The organism is Microbacterium sp. CFBP9034, assembly GCF_034045255.1.
In the GTDB taxonomy this organism is placed as follows: Bacteria; Actinomycetota; Actinomycetes; order Actinomycetales; family Microbacteriaceae; genus Microbacterium.
Window position 1 is genome coordinate 1085752 of record NZ_JAXCWC010000002.1, and the last position, 24390, is coordinate 1110141.

A 24390-nucleotide genomic window follows, 5' to 3' on the forward strand; every position below is an offset into this window, starting at 1 on the left:
CGGCGACACGGTTGGCTTGCGGGATGAGCGAGCCCAGCCCGACGCCCACTCCCGAATCCTGGCGTCGCGTCGACGCCTACCTGACCGAGACCCTCGTGGGCCACGACCCCGATCTGGAGTTCGCCGTCGCCGAGCAGCACGCCGCCGGTCTGCCGCCGATCGAGGTGGCGCCGGTCAACGGCAAGCTGCTGCACCTGCTGGTCCGCATCGCGGGCGCCCGGCGGGTGCTCGAGATCGGCACGCTCGGCGCCTACTCGACGATCTGGATGGCGCGCGGCCTGCCCGACGACGGCGCCGTCGTCACGATCGAGGCCGAGCCGGCGATCGCGAAGGTCGCCCGGGCGAACCTGGATCGGGCGGGGGTCGGCGGCAAGGTCGAGATCAAGCTCGGACGCGCGGCCGACGTCCTGCCGGGGCTCGAAGGCGCGGAGCCCTTCGATCTGGTGTTCATCGACGCCGACAAGGAGTCGAACACGATCTACCTGGACTGGGCCGCGCGGCTCGGGCGGCCCGGCACGGTCGTCGTCGTCGACAACACCGTCCGTGGGGGAGAGGTCGCCAACCCCGCGACCACGAACTCGCAGATCATCGGCGTGCAGCGCGGCCTCGAGATGCTCGGGCGGGATCCTCGCTTCGATGCGACCGCACTGCAGACCCTCGACCTCAAGGGGTGGGACGGCGTCGCGATCGCCGTCGTGGTGTGACGCCCGCGCGTGCGGGGACCTGTGGCCGGGGCATCCCGATCACTAGACTCGTCTGCGGACCGACGATGCTCCACTGTTCCGACGGGCTGCGGCCCGTTCTCCCCAAGCAAGGAGTCACCCTGTGGCACTGATCGAGGCTGTAGGCGCGCGCGAGATCCTCGACTCGCGTGGAAATCCGACCGTAGAGGTGGAGGTGCTGCTCGACGACGGGATCGTCCAGCGCGCAGCCGTCCCCTCCGGCGCGTCGACCGGAGCCTTCGAGGCGTACGAGCTGCGCGACGGCGACAAGACGCGCTACAACGGCAAGGGCGTGCTCAAGGCCGTCGCCGCGGTCATCGACGAGCTCGGCCCCGCGATCGAGGGCGTCGACGCGAGCGAGCAGCGCATCATCGACGAGATCCTCATCGAGGTGGACGGCACCGACAACAAGGGCCGCGTCGGCGCCAACGCCATCCTCGGCGTCTCGCTCGCCGTCGCCAAGGCTGCGGCCGACAGCGTCGACCTGCCGCTGTTCCGCTACCTGGGCGGCCCGAACGCGCATGTGCTCCCCATCCCGCTGTTCAATGTCATCAACGGCGGCTCCCATGCCGACAACGGCATCGACTGCCAGGAGTTCTTCCTCGCGCCGGTCGGCGCCTCGTCCTTCGCCGAGGCCCTCCGCTGGGGCGCCGAGACGTACCACGTGCTCCACAGCGAGCTGAAGGCGGCGGGCTACGCGACCGGACTGGGAGACGAGGGCGGGTTCGCACCCGACCTGAAGAGCAACCGTGAAGGCCTCGACTTCCTCGTGAAGGCCATCGAGAAGGCGGGCTTCGCCGTCGGCAGCGACATCGCCCTCGGCATGGACGTCGCCGCCAGCGAGTTCCACGACAACGGGGTCTACACGTTCGAGGGCAAGCCCTGGACGGCGGAGGCGCTCACGGACTACTACATCGAGCTCGCCGACGCCTACCCGATCGTCACGATCGAGGACGCACTCGACGAAGACGACTGGGACAGCTGGAAGCACCTGACCGAGAAGCTCGGCTCCAAGATCCAGCTCGTCGGCGACGACCTGTTCGTCACCAACCCCGAGCGGCTGAAGAAGGGCATCGACCTCGGTGTCGGCAACTCGCTGCTCGTCAAGGTCAACCAGATCGGGACGCTGTCCGAGACGTTCGACGCCGTCGAGATGGCCCACCGAGCCGGGTACACCACGATGTTCTCGCACCGCTCGGGCGAGACCGAGGACACCACGATCGCCGACCTCGCGGTCGCCGTGAACTCGGGCCAGATCAAGAGCGGCGCGCCCGCTCGCAGCGAGCGCGTCGCGAAATACAATCAGCTTCTGCGTATCGAAGAAGAGCTGGGCGATGCGGCGGAGTTCATCGGCCGCGGCGCGTTCCCGCGCTTCAAGGGCTGACACGAACACGAGAGGGGGAGCCATGGCGAAGACCACGGCTCCCCCTTCCCGTCCGCCTCGACGTCGCCCCGCGCAGGCCGCGGTCGACGTACGCGGCTGGCTCGGCGGCATCCGCCTGTCGGGCTTCATGGTGATCATGATGGGGCTCGTGGTGCTCGCCGCCTTCGTTCTCGTCCCGACGATCGGCACTTATGTCGACCAGCGCCAGCAGATCGCGGCGCTGGAGGAGGCCGTCGTGGTGAGCCGCGAAGAGGTCGCCGAGCTGGAGTCGCAGCGCGATCGCTGGGCGGACCCCGCCTACATCACGACCCAGGCGCGCGAGCGGCTCTACTACGTGCGGCCGGGCGAGGTCGTGTACCTGGTGGACGACGACCTGCCGCCCGAGCTCGTGCCGCAGGAGCAGTCGCCCGTGAGCGACGAGGTCGGACAGACCCGCACCGACTGGATGTCGCAGCTCGTGCGCTCGGTCACCGCGGCCGGGCTCGCCCAGACGGTCAAGACGCCCACGGTCGGCGTGCCCGACGGCGAGCCGCCGCCGCCCGCCGCGCCCTGACACGAACGGCGCTCCCGCCTGCACGGGTGTGCGATCCAGCCTCGTCCCAGCCGCCACCGGTAATCTGGCGACGTGACGACCGTGCCGTTCCCCCCTGTCAGCGACGCCGACCTCGCCGTGCTCCGCGAGCAGCTGGGGCGTCCCGCCCGCGGGGTCGTCGGCATCGCCGCGCGCTGCGTGTGCGGCAATCCCACGGTCGCGGCCACCGTGCCGCGCCTTCCCGACGGCACACCGTTCCCCACGTTCTACTACCTCACACACCCCGCGGCGACGGCGGCGATGTCGGTGCTCGAGGCAGACCACGTCATGAGGGGTCTCAACGACGAGCTCGCCGCCGACGAGGAGCTCGCCGCGTCGTACGCGCGGGCGCACGACGCCTACCTCCGGGATCGCGCGGCGTACGGCGAGGTCGAGGAGATCGACGGCATCTCCGCGGGTGGGATGCCGACGCGGGTGAAGTGCCTGCACGCGCTGGCGGGGCACGCGCTCGCGGCGGGCCCGGGCGTCAATCCGATCGGCGACCGTGCCCTCGAGCTCTCGTCGTGGTCCCCGCAGCGCTGCGTGTGCGCAGAGCCCGGGACGGCCGGATGACCCGGGGCCTCCTCGCCGCGATCGCCGCCGCCGCGGTGCTGACCCTGGTCGGCGCCGCGCCCGCTGCGGCCGTCGCGCCGGAGGCTCCCGAGGAAGACCCTGTCCGGGCGGCCGAGTACTGGCTCACCGAGTACGGCATCGAGAAGGCGTGGGAGACCACCCGGGGTGCGGGCGTGACCATCGCCGTGATCGACACCGGCATCGGCAAGGGACCCGTCGAGTTCGAAGGGGCCGTCGTGGGCGGCACCGACGTCTCAGGTGCAGGAACGCCCGACGGTCGGACACCCGTGGGTGCGGTGGACGCCAATCACGGCAGTTGGGTCGCGTCGCTCGCCGCCGGCCGCGGCACGGGGCCCGGCGCCGGCATGATCGGCGTCGCACCCGCCGCCGAGCTGCTGTCGGTGTCGGTCGGCTTCGGTTCGGCGGCCTCTGCCTCGTTCACCGAGCAGATCGCCGAGGCGATCCGCTGGTCGGTGGATCACGGCGCCGATGTCATCAACATGTCCCTCACCACGAACGTGCCCGACTGGGATGAGAGCTGGGACGATGCATTCCTCTACGCATTCGAGAACGACGTGGTCGTGGTGGTGGCGGCGGGCAACAGGGGCAGCGGCACGACGCGCGTCGGCGCACCGGCGACCATCCCGGGCGTGCTGACGGTCGGCGGCGTCGATCCCGACGGCAAGGCGAGCGTCGAGGCGTCCACGCAGGGCATCACCATCGGGGTGACAGCGCCGAGCGAGGACCTCGTCGGGGTCTCGGCGGACGGCCGGCTGGTGCTGTGGAACGGCACGAGCGGCGCGGCCCCGATCGTCGCGGGCGTCGCCGCGCTCGTGCGCGCGGCGTATCCCGACCTCGATGCCGACAATGTCATCAACCGCATCATCCGCACCACCCGCCCGGCGGCCGGCGCCAAGTCCGTGCCCGATCCGCTCTACGGCCACGGACTGGTGGATGCCGCGGCCGCCGTGTCGGCGACGGTGCCCGCCGTCGCTGAGAACCCGATGGGCAGCCTCACCGAGTGGGTACGGCTCAACCGGCGCGCGCAGAGCGACCCGGTTCCCTCCCGGCCCGCGGAGCCGGTGCAGGTCGCGCCCCTGCCGCCGGCGGAGAGCGCCGTGCGCCCGACATCGCCCCTGCTCCCGTCCCGAGACACCCTGCTGTACGGGACGCTGCCGCTCTCGGTGGTGTCAGCGACGGCTATACTGGTGGCGCTCGGCGTCACCGCAGCTGTCCGACGCATCCGATTGGCGTCCCGCGCGCCGAGCCGCTGATCCAGGAGGAGCCTCCAAACGTGACCAACACCGTGCCCAAGATCCTCATCGTCGGTGGCGGATACGCAGGTTTCTACACGGCGTGGAAGCTGGAGAAGCAGCTGCGCAAGGGCGAGGCCGATGTGACGATCGTCGATCCGCTCCCGTACATGACCTACCAGCCGTTCCTCCCCGAGGTCGCCGCCGGCTCGATCGAGGCCCGCCACTCCGTGGTGGCGCTGCGTCGTCATCTCAAGAAGACCAAGGTCGTGGCCGCCAAGGTCACCGGCATCAACCACGCCGGCAAGGTCGCCACGATCACGCCGATCGCGGGCGAGCCCTACGAGTTCGAATACGACCAGATCGTGGTCACGGCCGGCGCGGTCTCGCGCACGTTCCCGATTCCCGGGATCGCCGACAACGCGATCGGCCTCAAGACGATCGAGGAGGCCGTCGCCATCCGCGACCGCCTGATGTCGAACTTCGACAAGGCCTCGACGCTGCCCCCCGGCCCCGAGCGCGCACGCCTGCTGACCGTCGTCGTCGTCGGCGGCGGCTTCGCCGGCATCGAGGTGTTCGCCGAGCTTCGTTCGCTCGCCTCGTCGCTGGTCAAGAGCTACCCGGAGATCACGTTCGACGACACCCACTTCCACCTCATCGAGGCGATGGGGCGCATCATGCCCGAGGTGTCGCTGAAGACGAGCGAGTGGGTGCTCAAGGACCTCGCCAAGCGCGGCGCGTCGGTGCACCTCGACACGCAGCTCACGAGCGCTGTCGACGGCATCGTCGAGCTGTCGACGGGGGAGACCATTCCCACCGACCTGATCGTCTGGACCGCCGGTGTCATGGCGAACCCGACCGTCGTCCGCGGCGGGGACCTCCCCGTCGAGGAGCGCGGCCGCATCCGCACGCGCGCCGATCTGCGGGTGGGCAGCGACGAGGAGATCGTCGAAGGCGCCTGGGCAGCCGGTGATGTGTCGGCCGTTCCCGATCTCTCGGGCGGCGGCGTCGGCGGCTACTGCGTGCCGAACGCCCAGCACGCCGTCCGACAGGCGAAGCTGCTCGCGAAGAACCTGATCGCGGTGCTCCGCGGCGAGCTCCCGCGCGAGTACTTCCACAAGAACCTGGGCGCGGTGGCCGGTCTCGGTCTCTACAACGGCGTCTTCCAGTCGGGCAACATCGCCCTCAAGGGCATCGTCGCCTGGGTCGCGCACCGCGGCTACCATGGCCTCGCGATGCCGTCGTGGGAGCGCAAGTTCCGCGTGCTGTGGGGCTGGTGGAACAACCTCTGGCTGCGCCGCGACCTCGTGAACCTCTCGACCGTCCAGAACCCGCGCTACGTCTTCGAGGAGTTCGCGGCCCGCCCGCGTCCGCCGCAGCCCGTCGAGGCTGCGCCGGCGGCGAAGCCGGTCGCGAAGCGGCCCGCCGCGAAGAAGACTCCCGAGAAGGCGTCCGCGACGAGCTGACCGGTACGGTGGAGGGCGTCCGCGCACGCGGCGCCCCCGTAGCCCAATCGGCAGAGGCAGGCGACTTAAAATCGCTTCAGTCTGGGTTCGAGTCCCAGCGGGGGTACGGTCCTCGGAGGAGGCTCCATGGTGCACTGCCGAACCCTGCGCGAGGTGCGGACGACACGGTCCACACCCCGTCTGAGGCCGCGCTCCGCGAGCCCTAGGCTGGACGGCATGCGCGCGCACCCGAAGCGGGCCGTATGAGCCTCGACCTGCTGTCCTCGCCCACGGCGACCGAACCATGGAACGACCCCGCGTCGTACTGGGGTTCTCTGACACACGCGGTCGAGGGCATCTCCGGACCCCTGGCCACCCTCAGTCTCCCCGCCCTGCGCTACAACGCGCTCGACATGCTCGTGCGCGCCGCCGGCGTTCCGATCCGCGTCGCCAGCAAGTCCGTGCGCGTGCGAGAGGCGATCGACGCGACGCTCGCGATGGCCGGTTACCACGGCATCCTGGCGTTCACCCTGCCTGAGGCGCTGTGGCTGGCCCAGACCCACGACGATGTGGTGCTCGGGTACCCGACCGCCGACCGCGCCGCGCTTGCCGCGCTCGTCGCGGACGAGCAGGCGGCGGCGCGCATCACGCTCATGGTGGACGACCTCGCTCAGCTCGATCTGGTGGACGTGACCGCCGCACCCGGCGGGCGACCCGAGATCCGCGTCGCGATCGACGCCGACGCCTCCTGGCGGGCGCCCGGCCTCGGCCACATCGGAGTCCACCGCTCGCCGGTCCACGAGCCCGGCGAGGTGGCCGCTCTCGGCCGCGCCATCGCCGCACGCCCCGGCTTCCGGCTGGTCGGGCTCATGATGTACGAGGCGCAGATCGCCGGCCAGGGCGATGCCACCGGATCGGGCGACGCCGTCATCCGCTGGATGCAGCGCCGCTCCGAGCACGAGCTGCTCGAGCGCCGGTCCGAGATCGTCTCGGCGCTGCGCGACATCGCTCCGCTGGAGTTCGTCAACGGCGGCGGCACCGGATCGCTGGAGTTCACGGCATCCGATCAGTCGGTCACCGAAATCACCGCCGGGAGCGGACTGCTCGCCGGACACCTGTTCGACGGCTACCGCGCCTTCGACCTCGCGCCCGCCGCGGCGTTCGCCCTCGAGGTGGTGCGCAAGCCCGCTCCCGACATCGCGACCGTGCTCGGCGGCGGCTGGATCGCCTCGGGGCCGCCGGTGGCGTCGCGTCAGCCGCTGCCCGTGTGGCCGGCCGGGCTCAAGACCGTGGCGCGGGAGGGCGCGGGCGAGGTGCAGACACCGCTCAAGGGCGAGGCGGCCCGCGACCTGCGGGTCGGCGATCGGGTGTGGTTCCGACACTCCAAGAGCGGGGAGCTCGCCGAGCGCGTCGATCGCTACCATGTGGTCGACGGAGACCGGATCCTCGGCGAGGTGCCGACGTATCGCGGCGAAGGGAAGGCGTTCCTGTGACCCGTCCCGGCGGAAGATGGCAGAACTGGGGACGCTCGGAGTCGGTGCGTCCGCGCCGGGTCGAGTTCCCTCGCACCGCCGATGCGGTCCAGCGCGCCGTCGTCGCGGCAGCGGCACAGGGCCTGCCGATCAAGGCGGTCGGGGCAGGGCACAGCTTCACGGGCATCGCGGTCGCGCCCGGCGTGCTGCTCGATCTCAGCGACCTCAGCGGCCTCGTGAGCGTCGACGTCGAGCGCTCGCGCGTGACGTTCCGGGCCGGAACCCGCCTCCACCAGGTGCCGGCACTCCTGGCGCCGTACGGGCTGGCGATGGAGAACCTGGGAGACATCGACCGGCAGTCCATCTCGGGCGCGATCTCGACCGGCACGCACGGCACCGGTTCCCGGTTCGGCGGCATCGCCACTCAGGTCGTCGGCGCCACGCTGGTGACGGCATCCGGTGAGCTGCTCGTCGTGGACGAGACCGAGAACGCCGACCTGGTTCCCGCGGTGGCCCTCGGCCTCGGCGCCCTCGGCATCCTCGTAGAGGTGACCATCCAGTGCGTCCCGGCGTTCGTGCTGCACGCGGTCGAGCAGCCCGAGGCGCTCGATGCGGTCCTCGACGACCTCGAGGCCCGGGTGGCGGCGGCCGATCACTTCGAGTTCTACTGGTTCCCCCACACCGACCGCGCGATGACGAAGACCAACACGCGGCTTCCCGAGAGCGCGCCGAGGCATCCGCTCTCTCCGGTGGGCAAGTGGGTCGACGACACGCTCGTCGGCAGCGGGCTGCACCAGGTCGCGTGCAGCGTGGCGCGGACGATTCCCGCGACCATCCCGCTCATCAACCGCGTCTCGGTGAAGATGTGGGGAGACCGCGAATTCACGGATGCCTCGTCCCGCGTCTTCGCGACGTCGCGGTCGGTCCGCTTCCGCGAGATGGAGTACGCGCTGCCCGTTGAGAACGTGCGTCCGGCGTTCGACGCCCTGCGGTCGCTGGTCGACGAGAAGGGATGGCGCATCTCCTTCCCGGTCGAGGTGCGCTTCGCTGCCGCGGACGACCGCTGGCTCTCGACGGCTCACGGCCGTGCGTCCGGCTACATCGCCGTGCACCGCTACTGGCGCGAGGACCCCACCGAGTACTTCGAGGCCGTCGAGAAGATCATGCTCGGCTTCGACGGGCGCCCGCACTGGGGCAAGATGCACACGCTGGATGCCTCGATCCTGCGCGAGCGCTACCCGCGTTTCGACGACTTCGTCGCGCTGCGCGATCGCCTCGATCCCGATCGCCTCTTCCAGAACCCGTACCTCGAACGCGTGCTCGGTGGGTAACGGCTGAGAGTCCTGCACAGGCGCTCCGTCGGCGAGGACCCTCCTCGCTAGGATGAGGAAAACCTCGAAACGGAGTCACCGCAATGGAATGGCTGATCCCGGTCCTGATCGTGGTGGCTCTCGTCATCATCGTCGGCATCTATCTCTGGGCGACGTACAACTCGCTCGTCCAGCTGAACGTGCGCGTCGATGAGGCGTGGAGCGACATCACGGTGCAGCTCAAGCGGCGTGCGGACCTCCTGCCGAACCTCATCGAGGCGGTGAAGGGCTACGCGGCGCATGAGAAGGCCGTCTTCGAGAACGTCACGCGGGCACGGGCCGAGACGCTCACCGCCGGCGGACCCGCGCAGGCAGGGCTCGCCGAAGGGCACATGCAGCAGGCGCTGAGGTCGCTGTTCGCCGTCGCCGAGGCCTACCCGCAGCTGCAGGCCAGCCAGAACTTCCTCCAGCTCCAGCAGTCGATCGTCGACACCGAAGACAAGATCCAGGCGTCGCGCCGGTTCTACAACGGCGGTGTGCGCGAGCTCAACACCAAGATCAAGGTGTTCCCCAACAACCTCTTCGCGCGCAACCTGGGCTTCCACGAGCGCGAGTTCTTCGAGGTCGTCGACGGGGCAGCCATCTCCGAGCCGCCGCGCGTCCAGTTCTGATCGCGCGCTGAGGGCCGCCTCGCCCCGCCTGTCGCACGGGGCCACTAGCCTCGCACCATGGCTCATCGGCTCACGCGCGAGCAGGCGCGGCACATCGCCGTCCGTGCCCAGCTGCTCGCGGCCGACCGTCCCGCCGGCATCGTCGAGACGATCGACGCGCTGACCGTCGTCAACATCGAGCCGACGGCTGCGATCGCGCCGAGCGCAGACCTCATCCTGTGGAGCAGGCTCGGCTGGCCCTACCAGCCGGCCGACCTCACGCGGCTGGTCGAGGAGGACCGCGCCGTCTTCGAGTGGGGCGGCTTCTATCGGACGATGGCGGATCTGCCGCTGCTCGTGCCCGACATGGCCTCCCGGCCGCACTCGCGCGAGGCCCGCGACTGGCTCGACGCGAACGCGGTGTTCCGTGCCGAGGTGCTCGCCCGGCTCCGCGCCGAAGGCCCGCTGCGCCCGGCCGACATCCCCGACACCGCACAGGTGTCGTGGCGGTCGTCCGGCTGGACGAACAATCGCAACACGATGCAGATGCTCGAGATCCTGACCATGTGCGGCGATGTGGCCGTGTCGTCGCGCGACTCCGGGGGGCGTCTGTTCGATCTGGCGGAGCGCGTGTATCCCCGTGATCTGACCGTCCTGTCCGCCGAAGAGGCGGCTCGCGAGCGCGCGGAGCGCCGGCTCACCTCCTTCGGCGTGGCGCGGCCGAAGAGCCTGGCGCAGCCCGTCGAGCCGATCGACGTCGGCGAAGTCGGCGAAGAGGCCGTGATCGACGGGGTGCCCGGCGTGTGGCGCATCGACCCCGAGGCGTCGGAGGGGCTCGACGACTTCGCACCGCGTACCGCGCTCCTGTCGCCGTTCGACCGGCTGGTGTTCGACCGCCGTCGGCTCGAGGAGATCTTCGAGTACGAGTACCTGCTCGAGATGTACAAGCCCGCTGCCCGGCGTCGCTGGGGATACTTCGCCCTGCCGATCCTGCACGGCGATCGCTTCGTCGGCAAGCTCGATGCGAAGGCCGATCGCAAGGCCGGTGTGCTCCGGGTGTCCGCCGTCCACGAGGACCACCCGTTCGATGCGCCCACCGCCGAGGCCGTCCATGCCGAGATCCGCGAACTCGCGCGCTGGCTCGGCCTCGACGTGCAGGGCCTACCCGAGGGCTGATCAGCGCACGACCAGCACGAGGTCGTCGCCGGTGAACCGCACCGACCCGCGCAGCGCCCAGTCGTCGGCGCGGTAGGTGAACGAGGCGGTGCCGCCGCCCCGCGCCGTGCCGGTGGCGGTCGCGACGATCACTCCGCCCGTGGCGTCGAACGAGGCGCCGTCCTCCGAGAGCGCGAGCACCGGACGCTCGTCGATCCGGAACGCGATGCGGTCCAGCGACGTGAGATCGACCGCCCATGGCACCCGCAGGCCGCAGTTGTCGGGCACGGCCGTGGCGGGGGCCGCGCACTCCTCGAGGTACGCGTCGAACTGGTCCTGCGCCGCCTCGGTGGCGGCCGGATCGACGGATGCCTCGACCTCGGGTTGCTCGCTGCCCCCGGGCAGCACGGTCGCCGTGGTCTCCCCGTCCAGGAACCGCACGGGGGCCGCGGCGAGGGCGTACGCGCCGGGAAGCAGGTCGGACTCGGTGCCCGCCGGAAGGAGCGCGGAGCCCGTGGCGACGGCATCCCCGATCGTGACCGTCGGGGTGACCGCGCCGAGACCGTCCGCGGCGATGCGCCAGCCGTCGCGCGTCTCCACGAGACCGAACGACGTGGTGACCACGTCGCCGTCGAGGGTGAAGGACACCTCCGCGCGGCTGCGTCCGCCGCTCTCGGACTCCGTCCCGATGACGCGGGGATCGACGACCATCGACGTCGCGCCGTCGTAGGCCGCCACGAGGTCTGTTCGCGACTCCGGCTCGTCGGCGAGCAGGGCGACCGCCGCCTCCGCGTCATCGGCAGCGAGTGCCTCGAGGAAGCCGCGGGCTGCGGCATCCGGTCCCGATGGGCGTGTCAGCAGCCACCCCGTCGCGCCGGCGGCGATCACGATCGCGGTGACGCCGGCGGCGACGCCGACGACCGCTGCGCGCTTCACCCCTCCACGCTAGCCCGCCGGCTCGTCCGCGGCGAGCGCGACCGGCTCGGCCAGCGGCCCCGCGTCGTGACGCCGGGCCTCGGGCAGCACATCGGCGAGGTCGTCGACGGCGTCGCCCCACCGCGAGACCGAGATCGCCTCGAGGGACTGCCAGCGCGCGGCGGCGCGCAGCTCGTCGGCGAGTCGGGCCGCGGCGTCGGCCGGATGGCCGTTCTCCCACCACGCCGACTGCACGAGCAGGGTGGACGAGGCACGATCGGCTTTCAGATCGACGCGTCCGACCACGTCGTCGCCGATCAGCACGGGGAGCGAGTAGTAGCCGTACCGGCGCTGCGGCGCGGGGGTGTAGATCTCGATGCGGTACTCGAAGTCGAAGAGGCGCTCGGCGCGGTCGCGGAACCACACCACCGGGTCGAACGGGGTGAGGAGGGCGGTCGCATCCACCCGGCGGGGGAGTGCGGCATCTCGGTGGACCCACGCCTTGGCCGGTCGGCCCGCGCTTGTCCATCCCTGCACCGAGACCGGCTGCAGCTCGCCGGAGTCGGTGAGCTCCGCGATCGCGGTCATGACGGCGCGGCGGTCCTTGAGTCGCCAGTAGTCGGCCAGGTCGGACGCCGTCGCCACGCCGTAGGCGGCGGCCGCACGCCGGACCAGTTCTCTCACCGCGTCTGCGCGGGGAACCGGGGCCGCGAGCACCTCGGCGGGGATGACGTCTTCGGCCATGCCGTAGCGGCGCTCGAACCCCCGTCGCCCCGCGATGGCGACATCCCCGAACATCCAGAGGTACTCGAGCGCGTTCTTCACGACGTCCCAGTCCCACCAGGGGCCGCGTGCGCCCTTCTTGGCGTCGTGCTCGATCTGCGCCGGACGCAGGGGACCGCGCTCGGTGAGCTCGGCGCGCACCCAGTCGACGATCTCGCGATGGGAGTGGAACCACCCGTCGGGCTGGGTCCCGTACTTCGCGCGCAGATCGTCCATGCGGAAACGGAACAGCCCCCAATCGGCGGCCGGGATGAAGGCGGCGACGTGTGCCCAGTACTCCACGTAAGGCGGTCGTTGGGCGAAGAGCAGACGGTCGAGTGCAGCGGTGTCGTAGGGCCCGACGCGCGAGAAGAGCGGCATGTAGTGCGAGCGGGCGAACACGTTGACGGAGTCGATCTGCAGGGTCGCCATGCGGCTCAGGGCCATGTTGAGCTGGCGCGTGCCGGCGGCGGCAGGACGCGGCCGCGCGAATCCCTGCGCCGCGAGAGCGATGCGGCGGGCCTCGGCGGCGCTGAGGGTCGACTTCACGCCGCAAGCCTAATGAGAGCGTCCGACAGCCGCGCGCAGGCCCTGGGAGGGCCGTCCGACGCATGACCGGGCCGGCATGCGACCCGCCTAGACTGGCGGGATGAGCGGCTCCGACGAAAAGCCCCGCGGTTCGCTGGTCGACGCCATCCGCGATCGGAGCAGGGTCGTCTCGACCGACCTGTCGGGAAGCATCCCGCACGGTCTGCGCATCGCGACCGCCTATTCTTGGCGGTTCCTCATCGTCGCCGCTGCGATCGGCGTGGCGATCTGGCTGGTCATCCAGCTCAAGCTCCTCGTCATCCCTCTCCTCATCGGGATCCTCATCACCGCTCTGCTGTGGCCCGTCTTCAGCTGGATGCTGCGCCGCCGCGTGCCGCGCTGGCTCGCCATCGTCATCTCGGTCGTCGGAACCCTGGCGATCGTGGGCGGGTTGCTGTGGCTCGTGGCCTGGCAGATCGCCCGGCAGTGGTCGTCGGTCCGGGAGAGCACGGTCGCCGCGATCGAGCGGTTCCGCGACTATCTCATCGACGGTCCGCTCCACCTCACCGCGGGGGAGATCGACGGTCTGCTCGGGCAGGGGTGGGCGCTCGTGCAGGAGCAGGCGGAGCTCGTGTGGTCGGGGGCGCTCGCGATCGGCTCCACGCTCGGGCACGTGCTGACGGGCGGAGTGCTGGCCTTCTTCATCCTGCTGTGCCTCCTCGCCGACGGAGCGGGCATCTGGCGCTGGACTCTGCGGCTCTTCCCCAAGAAGGCGCGTCCGGCGGCAGACGGCGCCGGCCGGGCGGGTTGGGTCACCGTCGTCAACTACGCCCGCACCCAGCTGCTCGTCGCCACCATCGACGCCGTCGGCATCGGCCTGGGCGCCTTCCTTCTCGGCGTGCCGCTCGCGATCCCCGTCGCCGTGCTCGTGTTCCTCGGCGCGTTCGTGCCGATCGTGGGTGCGGTCGTGACGGGCGCCGTGGCCGTGTTCCTCGCGCTCGTCTACAACGGGCCGTGGATCGCGCTGTGGATGCTCATCGTCGTGCTCGGAGTCCAGCAGCTGGAGGGCCACGTGCTCCAGCCGCTGCTCATGGGCTCGGCCGTCAAGGTGCATCCCCTCGCGGTCGTGCTCGTGGTGGCTGGCGGCGCGATGATCGCCGGCATCCCGGGGGCCCTGTTCGCGGTGCCCCTGGCCGCCTTCGTGAACGTGGTCGCGGTGTACCTGGCCGAGAAGGCGTGGAAGACCGGCGGCATCCCGCGCGGCGACCTCATCTGGAGCACCGTCCCACGTCCGAGGAGGACCCGTTCGTGAGCATGACCTCGCCCCCCGCACGCAAGCTCGTGGCCCCCACGCTCGCGGACTTCGCGGATGCCGCGGCCACTCTCGACGGAGTGATCGCGCACACGCCGCTCGACGAGTCGCTCCACCTCAGCGAGCTGCTCGGCGTGCCGGTGCATCTCAAGCTCGAGAACCTGCAGCGCACCGGATCCTTCAAGATCCGCGGCGCGACGTACCGGCTCTCCCGACTGACGGCGCAGGAGCGCGCCCGCGGTGTGGTCGCAGCGTCGGCCGGCAACCATGCCCAGGGCGTCGCGCTCGCGGCCAAGGAGCTCGGCATCTCGGCGACGATCTTCATGCCGCTCGGCGTGCCGGTCCCCAAACTGCTGGCGACGCGAGGCTACGGCGCGGACGTGGTGCTCGAGGGCGCGACGGTCGAGACGCCGCTGCGCCTTGCGGCGGAATTCGCCGAGCGCACCGGCGCCGTCTTCATCCACCCGTTCGATCACCCGGACGTGATCGCCGGCCAGGGCACGCTCGGCCTCGAGCTCATGGATGAGCTGCCAGACCTCGACACGATCGTGCTCGGCATCGGCGGCGGCGGACTCGTCGCGGGTGTCGCGGCCGCCGTGAAGGCCCGCGCGGCCGTCGAAGGACGCACCATACGCATCATCGGCGTGCAGGCGGAGAACTCGGCCGCCTACCCGGCCTCGCTCGCCGCCGGTCACCCGCTCGAGGTGGCGACCCTTCCGACGATCGCGGACGGCATCGCCGTCGCGCGTCCCGGCGACCTGCCGTTCGAGATCATCCGCGACCTGGTGGACGAGGTGGTCACGGTGTCCGAGGACGACATCGCGCGCGCCCTGCTCGTGCTCCTCGAGCGCGCGAAGCAGGTGGTCGAGCCGGCCGGCGCGGTCGGGGTCGCGGCCATCCTCGCGGGCAAGATCAAGGCAGGTGGACCGACGGTGACCGTGCTGTCGGGCGGCAACATCGACCCGATGCTGCTGCTGCGGGTCGTCTCGCACGGGCTGTCGGCATCCGGCCGGTACATGACCCTCCAGGTGCCGCTTCCCGACCGCCCCGGCCAGCTCGCCCGCGTGTCGGAGCTGCTCGCGCAGGCGGGCGCGAACGTCATCGAGGTGCTGCACACCCGGCACGGCCAGGGACTTCAGATCAGCGAGGTGATCCTGCAGCTGAGCGTCGAGACGCGCGGCGAGGAGCACCGGGCACACGTAATCTCCGTGCTGGAGCAGGCCGGCTACGCGCCGACGGTGATGCCCGGCTAGCGAGCCGGCGGCCCTGCCGGCCTACTGGCCGTTGTAGGTCTCGACCTTGACGATCTCGACGGCGATCTCGCGGCCGTTCGGGGCGGTGTACGACGTCTTCTCGCCCTCCTTGCGGCCGAGGATGGCGACGCCCAGGGGAGAGGCCTCGCTGTAGACATCGAGCTCGGAGCCGACCGCGATCTCGCGATTGCCGAGCAGGAAGACCTCTTCGCCGCCGGCGACGAGCGCGGTCACGACGGTGCCGGGCTCGACGACGCCGGTGCTCTGGGGCGCCTCGCTGACGGTGGCGGTCTTCAGCAGGTGCTGCAGGGTGCGGATGCGCGCCTCCTGCTTGCCCTGCTCGTCCTTGGCCGCGTGATAGCCGCCGTTCTCCTTGAGGTCGCCCTCTTCGCGCGCCGCTTCGATCTTCTTCGCGATCTCTTCGCGTCCGGTGGTGGAGAGCTGCTCGAGTTCGCCGGCGAGCCGGTCGTAGGCATCCTGCGTGAGGAACGTCACAGGGGCATCGCTGGACACGTCTGACTCCTTCGGTCTGCGGGGGACGGTCGATATGTCAAACGCCCCGGCTCACGGCCAGGGCGTCTCTCGACTGCAGTCGAGCCAGACTACGTCACCCAGCAGGAGTTGACAAAACCCGTCGTGGCCGCGGCGACCGTGGGGATCTCCTCGCGGAAAGCCTGGGCGGGGAGGTCGGATGCGGCGTACTCGACGACGCGCCAGCCCACCACGCCGTGCTCTTCGTCCTGGGCTTCGATGGCGCACGCGATCGATCTCCCGGGCGGGGCGGACACCTGGAAGCTGAGCGTCACCGAGTGCCCGTCGACGACTTCGAAGCCGGTCGTGTCGGCGTCGACGGCGTCGAGCGAGTCCGACACCGCGAACCAGGCGAACAGCGCGACGATCAGGGCGGCGACCGCGATCGCGATGCCGATCGTCCAGCGTCGGCGCGGGGAGCGCACGCGCCCGTATCGCTCGTCGAGCATGTCCTGTGTCGTCATCGCCGGTCCGTCGGAAGATTAGGCTGGAGATTCCAGGCTATGCGCTCTCGAGCGCCGCCGTCGCCACCCGGACGGCCCCGCGACGGGGCAGAACGAGGACACCCATGCACGATGCGCTGGACGCTCTCGCGCGCGCCGCGGCTGCGACTCCCACTCCGACGCCGTCCATGGTCGATCCCGACCTGGTGACGCCGGGTGTCGTCGGCTTCCTGGCGATCGCCTTCGTCGCCCTCGCGGTGATCCTGCTGGTGTGGGACATGATGCGACGGATCCGCCGCGGACGGGTCCGCGCCGACATCAACGAGGAGCTCGACGCCGAGGAGCAGGCGGCCCGCGCCGTCGCGGCGACCGAGACCGACGACGAGGACATCGACGCCGGCGAGCCCGACGACCGCCCGCGGGGCTGAGCCCGGCATCCTCGCCTTCTGAAGGGAGCGGATGCCGCAGCCCGGGTCAGCCGGAGAGGCCGAGCGATGGGGACAGCGGGTCGATCGCGATGAGCAGGCACGCGGCCCAGTGGCACAGGAACGCCAGCACGGTGCAGACGTGGAAGATCTCGTGGAAGCCGAAGTGCCCGGGCCACGGGTTCGGACGCTTCATCGCGTAGACGATCGCTCCGCCGGTGTAGAGCAGGCCACCGACGGCGACGAGGATCATCATCACCGCGTTCGCGCGCAGGAGGTCGGGCAGGTACATCACGGCCGCCCAGCCGAGCGCGAGGTAGAGGGCCACGTAGAGCCAGCGCGGCGCGTTGATCCAGAAGACCCGGAACAGGATGCCGACCACGGCGCCCGACCACACCACCACGAGCAGGATCGCGCCCTGCTGCGGCGCGAGAGCGAGAACCGCGATCGGCGTGTACGTGCCGGCGATCAGCAGCAGGATGTTCGCGTGGTCGATCCGCTTGAGCACCGCCTTGGTCTTGGGGCCCCAGTTGAAACGGTGATAGAGCGCGGAGTTGCCGAACATCACCACCGACGTGACCATGAACACGGCGCACGCCCACTTGGCGGCCGGTCCCTGGGCCACGCCGATCAGCACGATGCCCGCGACGATCGCCACGGGGAACGTCACGGCGTGGATCCAGCCGCGCCAGCTGGGCTTCAGCTCGGGAGTGGCCGCATCGACGTCCGCGGCATCCATCAACGGCAGCTCGGGGACCTCTGGTGCGCGGGGGAGTCTGCTGCGACGGCTCATGCCCCCCAGACTAGGCCGCAGGGCATGCCCGAAGCGTTACATGCCCAGTCCCGCCGGCGGTGGTACTGAGTGCCACGCTAGGGAGGCGGTCGGCGGGAGGGTAGCGTAGGCGTGTGGCGCGCGCTTGGTCGAACGAGGGCAGGGGACCCCTCTACCGGCTCTACATCAACCGTCTGCGCCGTCAGCTGGAGCCGGACGCAGTGCCTCGCCATGTCGCCATGATGATCGACGGCAACCGGCGCTGGGCCAAGCAGCTGGGCTTCGACTCCGCCGCCCACGGCCATCGCGCAGGGGCGGCGAAGATGCACGAGTTCCTCGGCTGGTGCGACGACGTCGGCGTCGGCGTGGTGTCGCTCTATCTGCTCTCGACCGACAACCTGCGCAAGCGCGACACCCAGGAGCTCTCCGATCTCATCGAGATCATCGCCGAGCTCGCCCACGAGCTCTCCCTCGAGCGGGACTGGCGCGTGAAGCACGTCGGCCGGGCGGACCTGCTCCCGCCCGATCTGGCGCGCGTGCTCGCCGAGGCGGAGGAGCGCACCCGGAACAACAGCGGGCTGCACGTGAACCTCGCGGTCGGCTACGGCGGCCGCGGCGAGATCGTCGACGCCGTCCGCAGCATCATCGCCAAGCACGACGAGGAGGGCGGCTCGCTCGAGGAGCTCGCCGCCAGCCTCACACCCGAGCAGGTCGGCGAGCACCTGTACACCGGCGGGCAGCCCGACCCCGACCTCGTCATCCGCACGTCGGGGGAGCAGCGGATCAGTGACTTCCTGCTGTGGCAGAGCGCCCACAGCGAGTTCTACTTCGTCGAGGCGCTCGGGCCCGATCTGCGCGAGGTGGACTTCCTGCGCGCGATCCGCGCCTTCGCGACGCGAGACCGGCGCTTCGGCAGCTGAGCGCGCGCTTCCGGGCGGCACCCCGCCTGGGGTCGCACCGTGCCACAATGGCACGGTGACGGATCTGGATTCATATCTGGCGTCGTTCGATGGGGAGCCGGGGTATCTGGACTGGGCTGCGTTCGGACCGCTCTCGCCTGCCGTGCGCGCGGAAGCGCAGGCCGACACCGAGCTTCTGGGCTCGGGGCGGCGCACCAGCATCGACCTCGTGAACGATCACGCGCGCGAGGCGCGCGAGCTCGTCGCGTCGCTGCTGCGGACGGATGCCTCGCAGGTGGTCCTGCAGCCCTCGACGACGTACGGGCTCATGCAGGCCATCTACGGACTCGCCGGCGGGCTCATGCTCGGCCGCGGCGAATTCCCGAGCCTGACGGTCGCCGCCACGCGTGCCGCCGATGCGTTGGGCTCCGTCCAGCTGCAGTGGCTCGAGCCCGATGACGGCTTCATCACTCCCGATGTCGTGCGCGAGGCGCTGACCGACGACACCCGCGCCGTCGCGGTGAGCCTGGTCGACTTCCGCACCGGGTACCGCGCCGACCTGGCGGGCCTGCGCGACGTGATCGGCGACCGGCTGCTCATCGTCGATGCCATCCAGGGCTTCGGCGCCGTCGACGTGGATTACGGTGCGGCCGATGTGGTCTGCTCCAACGGCTACAAGTGGCTGCGGGCAGGCCGCGGGACCGGGTTCGCGTGGTTCGGCGAGCGCGCCCTCGAACGGATCGCTCCGGTGCTGTCGGGGTTCGCCGGCACAGACGGCGATCTGCCGCTCGACCTCGTCCCGCTGCCGTCTGCTTCGGCCCAGGCCTTCACCGTGAGCGGCATCGACACGCTCGCCGCGGCGCGGCTGGCGACGGCGCTCCAGGAGCTCGCCGACGTCGGGGTCGCCACGGTCGATGCCGAACTGTCGGAGCGCACGCGCGACGTGATGTTCTTCGCGGATCGCTACGAGGTGCCCGTCATCACCCCGCGCGATCCCGCGCAGCGCGGCGGGATCGTCACCCTCGCTCCCGCGCCGCAGGATGCCGCTCCGCTGGCGGCCTCGCTGGCCAATCACGGGCTCACCGTGACGGTGCGCTCCGGCCTCGTTCGCATCTCCCCGCACGTCGGCACCGGGGGCGACACCCTGCGTCTGTTCGGCGACGCGCTCGCGGCGTTCTCGTCGTCGCGGGTGTGGTGAGTCCGCGGCATCCGGAATTAACCCCGTCGTAACCGTCGCACAGCGTGTCGGCCGCGTGTCTGTCGCAGGTCGGTCGTACGTTCATCACATCGGGCAAGGTGCCCGTTCGGGTCGGCCGCTTGGACCACGACTCGTGACCTCTGGTCGACTCGTGACTGCCGGGTTTCCCACCCGGGGCGGGAGTGGGTTGTGACCACACGAGCACCACACAAGCAGCACGGTCAGCACTTCGAGCAGCAGGAGGACCTCGACCAGGATCTCCGCACATACGTGCTCGACACGTCGGTGCTGCTGAGCGATCCGCGGGCGTTCTTCCGCTTCGCCGAGCACAACGTCGTGATCCCCGTCGTGGTGATCACCGAGCTCGAAGGCAAGCGGCACGACCCCGAGATCGGCTACTTCGCCCGCCAGGCGCTGCGGCACCTCGACGAGCTGCGCGTCGAGCACGGGCGCCTCGACTTCCCGGTCCCCGTCGGCGAGGGCGGAACCCTCCGCGTGGAGCTCACGAACACCGACGCCGGCGTGCTCCCCGCGGGCATGCGACTCGGCGACAACGACAGCCGCATCCTGGCGGTCGCGATGAACCTGGCGCAGGAGGGCCAGTCCGTCACGGTGGTCTCCAAGGACCTGCCGATGCGCGTGAAGGCCGCATCGCTCGGCGTCACAGCCGAGGAGTACCTCGCCGAGCAGGCCGTCGACTCGGGCTGGACCGGGATCGCCGCGATCGACGTGTCGGGCGACGACATCAGCGACCTGTACGAGAGCGAAGTCGCCTCGAGCGACGACGTGCGGGGGCTTCCCATCAACACCGGTCTCATCATCCACTCCGAACGAGGCTCTGCCCTCGGACGCGTCACCGGAGACGGCGCGTACAAGCTCGTGCGCGGTGACCGTGAGGTGTTCGGGCTGCACGGCCGGTCGGCGGAGCAGCGGATCGCCATCGACCTGCTGACCGACCCCGAGGTGGGCATCGTGTCGCTCGGCGGCCGGGCGGGCACCGGCAAGTCGGCGCTCGCGCTGTGCGCCGCCCTGGAGGCCGTGCTCGAGCGCCAGCAGCAGCGCAAGATCATCGTCTTCCGACCGTTGTTCGCGGTGGGCGGCCAGGAGCTCGGCTACCTGCCCGGCGACGCGCAGGAGAAGATGAACCCGTGGGGACAGGCGGTCTTCGACACCCTCGGTTCCGTCGTCTCGTCGAACGTCGTCGAAGAGGTGATCGAGCGCGGTCTGCTCGAAGTGCTCCCGCTGACGCACATCCGCGGCCGGTCGCTCCACGACGCGTTCGTGATCGTCGACGAGGCGCAGTCGCTCGAGCGCAACGTGCTGCTGACGGTGCTCAGTCGCATCGGCCAGAACTCCCGGGTCGTGCTCACGCACGACGTCGGTCAGCGCGACAACCTCCGGGTCGGCCGCCACGACGGTGTCGCGTCCGTCATCGAGACACTCAAGGGGCACGGCCTCTTCGGCCATGTCACCCTCGTGCGGTCCGAGCGCTCGGCCATCGCCGCGCTCGTCACCGAGCTGCTCGAAGCGGGCGAACTGGCCTGATCCGCGCTGCGAGGCCGGGATGCCGCATCCCGGCCTCGTTGCCGTGTTCGCGTGAGGAAATGGCTTTCCAGGATGAGAAGAGTCTCATTCCCATCGTGCCGAGCGGGGCACGTGGTCTGCGACGATGGAGGAGGTGCATTTCGGTATCGGGGACGGAAGGTGCAGGCGTGGAAGGTCGGACGCGACTTGCGATCGGTGGCATGTCCACGGTCGCGGCGAGCGTTGCGGTCATCTGCGCGGTCGCGCTGACCAACTCGATGGCGCTCTCCGACACCCAAGGCTCGACGGTGCACGCGGCTCGCGTGGTCGTTCCCTCCTCGGGAGGAGCCTCCGCGGCGAACGGCGGCGAGGCGCCGGATGACGTCGCTCCGGTGCCGCCGGCCGCGGAAGAGACCCGCACTCTCCCCGTCACGCCGGTGGCCGAGATCGTTCCCGCTCCTGACCCCGTCGTCATCGCGCCCCCGGTTGCGCAACCCGTCGCGGAGCCGCATGGCGGCTCGCCGGTCATCCCGAGCCAAGCAGAAGCAGTTGCGGCGGCGAAGGCTTCCGGATCCTGGGACTCGGCCCGGGAATGGGCCGCCACGGTCGGCTGGTCGCAGGCTCGGATCGACGCGTGGATCGCGAAGCTCGAGCGCACCCACGGCTCGGTGCTCGACGACTGGCAGGGCGGCGACGGCAGCAGCGAGCTGACCACCGATTCCGACTCCGACCGAGGTGACTCGGACCGTGGCGATTCCGACCGCCGTTCCGACCGCCGCGACGCGGACCGTACGCGCAGCGGCGCCGATCACGGCCAGGAGTCCGTCGGCACGGAGCAGCTCGCGGTCGAACCCGCACCGGCAGCGCCCGCTGCCCCCACAGGCACGGCGGAGAAGCCGGCGAATGCCGGCAACTCCCCGACACAGCGCCCCGCACACGCGGGTGCGAACGCCGAGCACCGGTCAGAGAAGCCCGGAGCCGGCGAGAAGAAAGACCGATCGCGCGTTTCCCCAGACAGACGCGATCGGTAACCGGTCGGATCCCCCAATCCGGCCCTTCCCAGCCCCCGGCGTCCCCCAGCGCCGGGGGCTTCTTCGTGGGCGGAGTCACTCCCAGCGGTAGCCGGCTCCTCGCACCGTGACGATGTGGTCGGGACCGAGCTTGCCCCGGAGGTACCGCACGTACACGTCCACCACGTTGGATCCGGGGTCGAAGTCCAGCCCCCAGACGCGGCTGAGGAGCAGCTCCCGGCTGAGGACCCGGCCGGGATTGCGCAGGAACTGCTCGGCGAGGGCGAACTCGCGCGCGGATAGGTCGATGTCGCGCCCGCCCACGCTGGCACGCCGGGCGAGGATGTCGAGCACCACATCGCCGTGCGAGACAGCCACCCCGAGCTGCGGAACGGTCTCGCGCAGCCGGGAGCGCACGCGGGCGAGGAGCTCTTCGAACGTGAACGGCTTGGGCACGTAGTCGTTGGCGCCGGCGTCGAGCCCTTCCACCGTGTCTCGCGTGCTCGAACGCGCGGTCAGCATGATGACGGGGATCACCGACCCGCGTGACCTCAGCTCGCGCAGGACTTCGAACCCGTCCATGGTCGGGAGGCCGACGTCGAGCAGCACGAGGTCGGCATCGCCGCGCAGCGCCACCGCCAGCGCCTCGGCGCCGTCCTCGACGAGGATGGTCTCGTATCCCGCGGCCACCAGGCCGCGGCTGACGAACGACGCGATGCGCGGCTCGTCCTCGACGATGAGGATCCTGGTCATGCTGTCGCCTCCCGCTGCAGCACGTCGCCGACCCGAACGGGTGCCGGGAGCTGGGCGGCGGTGGGCGGGAGGTGGATCGTGAACGTCGCGCCGCCGCCCTCGGTGTCGGCCACGGTGCAGCTGCCGCCGTGCCCCTTGGTGATCGCGTCGACGATGGCCAGGCCCAGCCCGGAGCCGCCGACGACGCGCTTGCCCTGGGCGCGATCGAAGCGGCGGAAGATGCGGTGGCGGGCGGCGGGCGGGATTCCCGGCCCGTGGTCGCGCACCCACAGGCGTGCGCCGTCGGGTGCCAGCGAGCTGCCGATCTCGATGGGCGAGCCCGGGGGCGTGTACTTCGCGGCGTTGTCGGCGAGCTGCAGCCAGGCCTGCAGGAGGCGGTCCTGGTCGCCCTGCACGACACCGTCTGCGAGCGCCTCGACCCGCCAGGCGTGGCCCGGTATCACCGCGACGAGTTCGCCCACGCGTGCGGTCAGCGCGCCGAGGTCGACTTCGCTCATGAGGTACGAGTCGCCCTCCGCGGCGGCCAGCTGGTCGATGTCCTCCACCAGGCGCGCCAGGCGGTCCAGCTCCGCGATGCCGATCTCGCGAGCGGATGCCGCGTCGCCCGCATCGTCGGGGTCCATCAGCTCGAGGTGGCCGCGCACGATCGTGATCGGGGTCTTCAGCTCGTGCCGGACGTCGTCGAGAAGCTGTCGCTGAACGTCCACCGACCCCTCGAGCCGGTCGAGCATGGAGTTCATGGTGCGGGAGAGATCGGAGATGTCGTCGTTGCCCTGTTCAGGGAGCCGCGGTGACAGGTCGGAGATCGAGATGGAATCGGCGGTCTCCCGCATATGACGCAGGGGAGAGAGGAGCCGGCCCGTCACGAACCAGCCGACGATGCCGATCGCGACGAGGACGGCGATCGCCGCGATGACGTAGGTCGCCATCGCGGCGGACACCGCCTCGAGCTCGGCGCCGAGGTTCACCGCCCTCACGTACACACCGGCCTGCGGGTCGCCCTCCATGGCGATGGGGATCGCGATGTACCGCAGCGAGCCCTCGTCGGTCACCGCGGTGCCGATCTTCGTCTTGCCGGTCGAGGTCTCGGCGACGGCCCGTTCGATGAAGTCCGCGTCGTCCGAGATGTCGAAGCCCGAGAGAGTGGCGGGCTTGTACCGCGCAGCACCGTCCACGATCGCGACGGATGCCTCGTTCCGGGCCGGCACGAGCCGCGCCACTGCGTCGTGGAGGTAGTCCTCGACCGAGTCGTACTCCGAGATGTCGAGGACCGTCGTCGCCGTCGTCGCGCCGTCGTCGGCGCCCGGGGTCTCGTCGGGCTTCGCCACGGTGAGCAGGCCTTCGACCTGCGCGTCGAGCCGGTGGTCGATCTCGGCGATCACCCGCTCGCGCTGCACGACGAACGTGACGCTCCCCACGATGGCCAGGCCCACGCACGCCACAGCGAGGATCGCTGCCAGGATCCTGACGCGAGCCGGGATCGGCCGGGACGACGAGCGGGTCACCCCTTGATTATCGCCCTCCGTCGTC

24 protein-coding genes and 1 tRNA gene are annotated in these 24390 nt (G+C 70.7%); 18 read left to right on the forward strand and 7 right to left on the reverse strand.

Features of this window, described 5'->3' with window-relative positions; all coding sequences use genetic code 11:
• The first annotated feature begins 23 nt into the window (after positions 1–23).
• The 11 genes from SOM19_RS16320 (at position 24) to SOM19_RS16370 (ending at position 10556) form a co-directional block, all read left to right on the forward strand.
• Positions 24–704, forward strand: a complete 681-nt coding sequence (locus SOM19_RS16320; RefSeq protein WP_320487638.1) for an O-methyltransferase — start codon at positions 24–26, stop codon at positions 702–704.
• 121 nt (positions 705–825) lie between these two features.
• Positions 826–2106 carry a phosphopyruvate hydratase gene (gene eno / locus SOM19_RS16325; RefSeq protein ID WP_320487639.1) on the forward strand — a complete coding sequence of 427 codons (1281 nt, stop codon included), beginning with the start codon at positions 826–828 and terminating at the stop codon, positions 2104–2106.
• A 22-nt stretch (positions 2107–2128) separates the two neighbouring features.
• On the forward strand, positions 2129–2659 hold the full coding sequence (locus tag SOM19_RS16330) for an FtsB family cell division protein (protein WP_320487640.1): 531 nt from the start codon (positions 2129–2131) through the stop codon (positions 2657–2659).
• A 72-nt stretch (positions 2660–2731) separates the two neighbouring features.
• Positions 2732–3250, forward strand: a complete 519-nt coding sequence (locus SOM19_RS16335) for a DUF501 domain-containing protein (protein WP_320487641.1) — start codon at positions 2732–2734, stop codon at positions 3248–3250.
• The gene (locus SOM19_RS16340; RefSeq protein WP_320487642.1) at positions 3247–4524 is read left to right on the forward strand and encodes a S8 family serine peptidase; all 1278 of its coding nucleotides are present in this window, start codon (positions 3247–3249) and stop codon (positions 4522–4524) included. The genes SOM19_RS16335 and SOM19_RS16340 overlap by 4 nt, the downstream gene beginning before the upstream one ends.
• Positions 4525–4556: 32 nt before the next feature.
• Positions 4557–5969, forward strand: coding sequence for an NAD(P)/FAD-dependent oxidoreductase (locus SOM19_RS16345; protein ID WP_320487760.1), 1413 nt, complete (start codon positions 4557–4559; stop codon positions 5967–5969).
• 32 nt (positions 5970–6001) lie between these two features.
• Positions 6002–6075, forward strand: a tRNA-Leu gene (locus SOM19_RS16350).
• A gap of 136 nt (positions 6076–6211) precedes the next feature.
• A complete protein-coding gene (locus SOM19_RS16355; protein ID WP_320487643.1) occupies positions 6212–7441 on the forward strand; it encodes an alanine racemase in 1230 nt (409 codons plus the stop codon).
• Positions 7438–8751, forward strand: a complete 1314-nt coding sequence (locus SOM19_RS16360) for a D-arabinono-1,4-lactone oxidase (RefSeq protein ID WP_320487644.1) — start codon at positions 7438–7440, stop codon at positions 8749–8751. Before SOM19_RS16355 ends, SOM19_RS16360 begins: the two co-directional genes overlap by 4 nt.
• 83 nt (positions 8752–8834) lie before the next feature.
• A complete protein-coding gene (locus tag SOM19_RS16365) occupies positions 8835–9401 on the forward strand; it encodes a LemA family protein (RefSeq protein ID WP_320487645.1) in 567 nt (188 codons plus the stop codon).
• 57 nt (positions 9402–9458) lie between these two features.
• A complete protein-coding gene (locus SOM19_RS16370; protein WP_320487646.1) occupies positions 9459–10556 on the forward strand; it encodes a DNA glycosylase AlkZ-like family protein in 1098 nt (365 codons plus the stop codon).
• Here the strand turns inward: SOM19_RS16370 and SOM19_RS16375 are convergent, their stop codons facing one another.
• Positions 10557–11471, reverse strand: coding sequence for a hypothetical protein (locus SOM19_RS16375; protein ID WP_320487647.1), 915 nt, complete (start codon positions 11469–11471; stop codon positions 10557–10559).
• Between the two features lie 9 nt (positions 11472–11480).
• Positions 11481–12761, reverse strand: a complete 1281-nt coding sequence (locus tag SOM19_RS16380; protein WP_320487648.1) for a winged helix-turn-helix domain-containing protein — start codon at positions 12759–12761, stop codon at positions 11481–11483.
• A 100-nt stretch (positions 12762–12861) separates the two neighbouring features.
• Here SOM19_RS16380 and SOM19_RS16385 point away from each other — a divergent pair, with 100 nt between their 5' ends.
• Together SOM19_RS16385 and ilvA are read left to right on the forward strand one after the other, a co-directional pair.
• Positions 12862–14052 carry an AI-2E family transporter gene (locus tag SOM19_RS16385; protein ID WP_320487649.1) on the forward strand — a complete coding sequence of 397 codons (1191 nt, stop codon included), beginning with the start codon at positions 12862–12864 and terminating at the stop codon, positions 14050–14052.
• 2 nt (positions 14053–14054) lie between these two features.
• On the forward strand, positions 14055–15305 hold the full coding sequence (ilvA, locus tag SOM19_RS16390; protein ID WP_320487761.1) for a threonine ammonia-lyase: 1251 nt from the start codon (positions 14055–14057) through the stop codon (positions 15303–15305).
• 21 nt (positions 15306–15326) lie between these two features.
• Here the strand turns inward: ilvA and greA are convergent, their stop codons facing one another.
• Both greA and SOM19_RS16400 read right to left on the reverse strand, forming a co-directional pair.
• Positions 15327–15818 (reverse strand): transcription elongation factor GreA, encoded by a 492-nt coding sequence (gene greA, locus SOM19_RS16395; protein WP_320487650.1) that lies wholly within the window; start codon positions 15816–15818, stop codon positions 15327–15329.
• Positions 15819–15907: 89 nt separating this feature from the next.
• Complete coding sequence (locus SOM19_RS16400; protein WP_320487651.1) at positions 15908–16300, reverse strand: DUF4307 domain-containing protein; 393 nt, start codon at positions 16298–16300, stop codon at positions 15908–15910.
• Positions 16301–16404: 104 nt separating this feature from the next.
• Between SOM19_RS16400 and SOM19_RS16405 the strand changes: the two genes are divergently transcribed.
• A complete protein-coding gene (locus SOM19_RS16405; RefSeq protein WP_320487652.1) occupies positions 16405–16707 on the forward strand; it encodes a hypothetical protein in 303 nt (100 codons plus the stop codon).
• Positions 16708–16753: 46 nt separating this feature from the next.
• On the opposite strand, the gene trhA is transcribed toward SOM19_RS16405, so the two are convergent.
• Entirely contained in the window at positions 16754–17497 is a 744-nt protein-coding gene (gene trhA, locus SOM19_RS16410; protein WP_320487653.1) for a PAQR family membrane homeostasis protein TrhA, read from the reverse strand.
• A gap of 113 nt (positions 17498–17610) precedes the next feature.
• Here trhA and SOM19_RS16415 point away from each other — a divergent pair, with 113 nt between their 5' ends.
• From SOM19_RS16415 to SOM19_RS16430, 4 genes are all read left to right on the forward strand, one after another.
• Complete coding sequence (locus tag SOM19_RS16415; RefSeq protein ID WP_320487654.1) at positions 17611–18396, forward strand: isoprenyl transferase; 786 nt, start codon at positions 17611–17613, stop codon at positions 18394–18396.
• A 55-nt stretch (positions 18397–18451) separates the two neighbouring features.
• Positions 18452–19573, forward strand: coding sequence for an aminotransferase class V-fold PLP-dependent enzyme (locus SOM19_RS16420; protein ID WP_320487655.1), 1122 nt, complete (start codon positions 18452–18454; stop codon positions 19571–19573).
• 189 nt (positions 19574–19762) lie between these two features.
• Positions 19763–21118: an RNA 5'-3' helicase PhoH2 gene (gene phoH2 / locus SOM19_RS16425; RefSeq protein ID WP_320487656.1), complete on the forward strand. Its 1356-nt coding sequence runs from the start codon at positions 19763–19765 to the stop codon at positions 21116–21118.
• 200 nt (positions 21119–21318) lie between these two features.
• Positions 21319–22128, forward strand: a complete 810-nt coding sequence (locus tag SOM19_RS16430; RefSeq protein ID WP_320487657.1) for a hypothetical protein — start codon at positions 21319–21321, stop codon at positions 22126–22128.
• Between the two features lie 75 nt (positions 22129–22203).
• Here the strand turns inward: SOM19_RS16430 and SOM19_RS16435 are convergent, their stop codons facing one another.
• Complete coding sequence (locus SOM19_RS16435) at positions 22204–22860, reverse strand: response regulator transcription factor (protein ID WP_320487658.1); 657 nt, start codon at positions 22858–22860, stop codon at positions 22204–22206.
• Entirely contained in the window at positions 22857–24365 is a 1509-nt protein-coding gene (locus SOM19_RS16440) for a sensor histidine kinase (protein WP_320487659.1), read from the reverse strand. Before SOM19_RS16440 ends, SOM19_RS16435 begins: the two co-directional genes overlap by 4 nt.
• Positions 24366–24390: the final 25 nt, after the last annotated feature.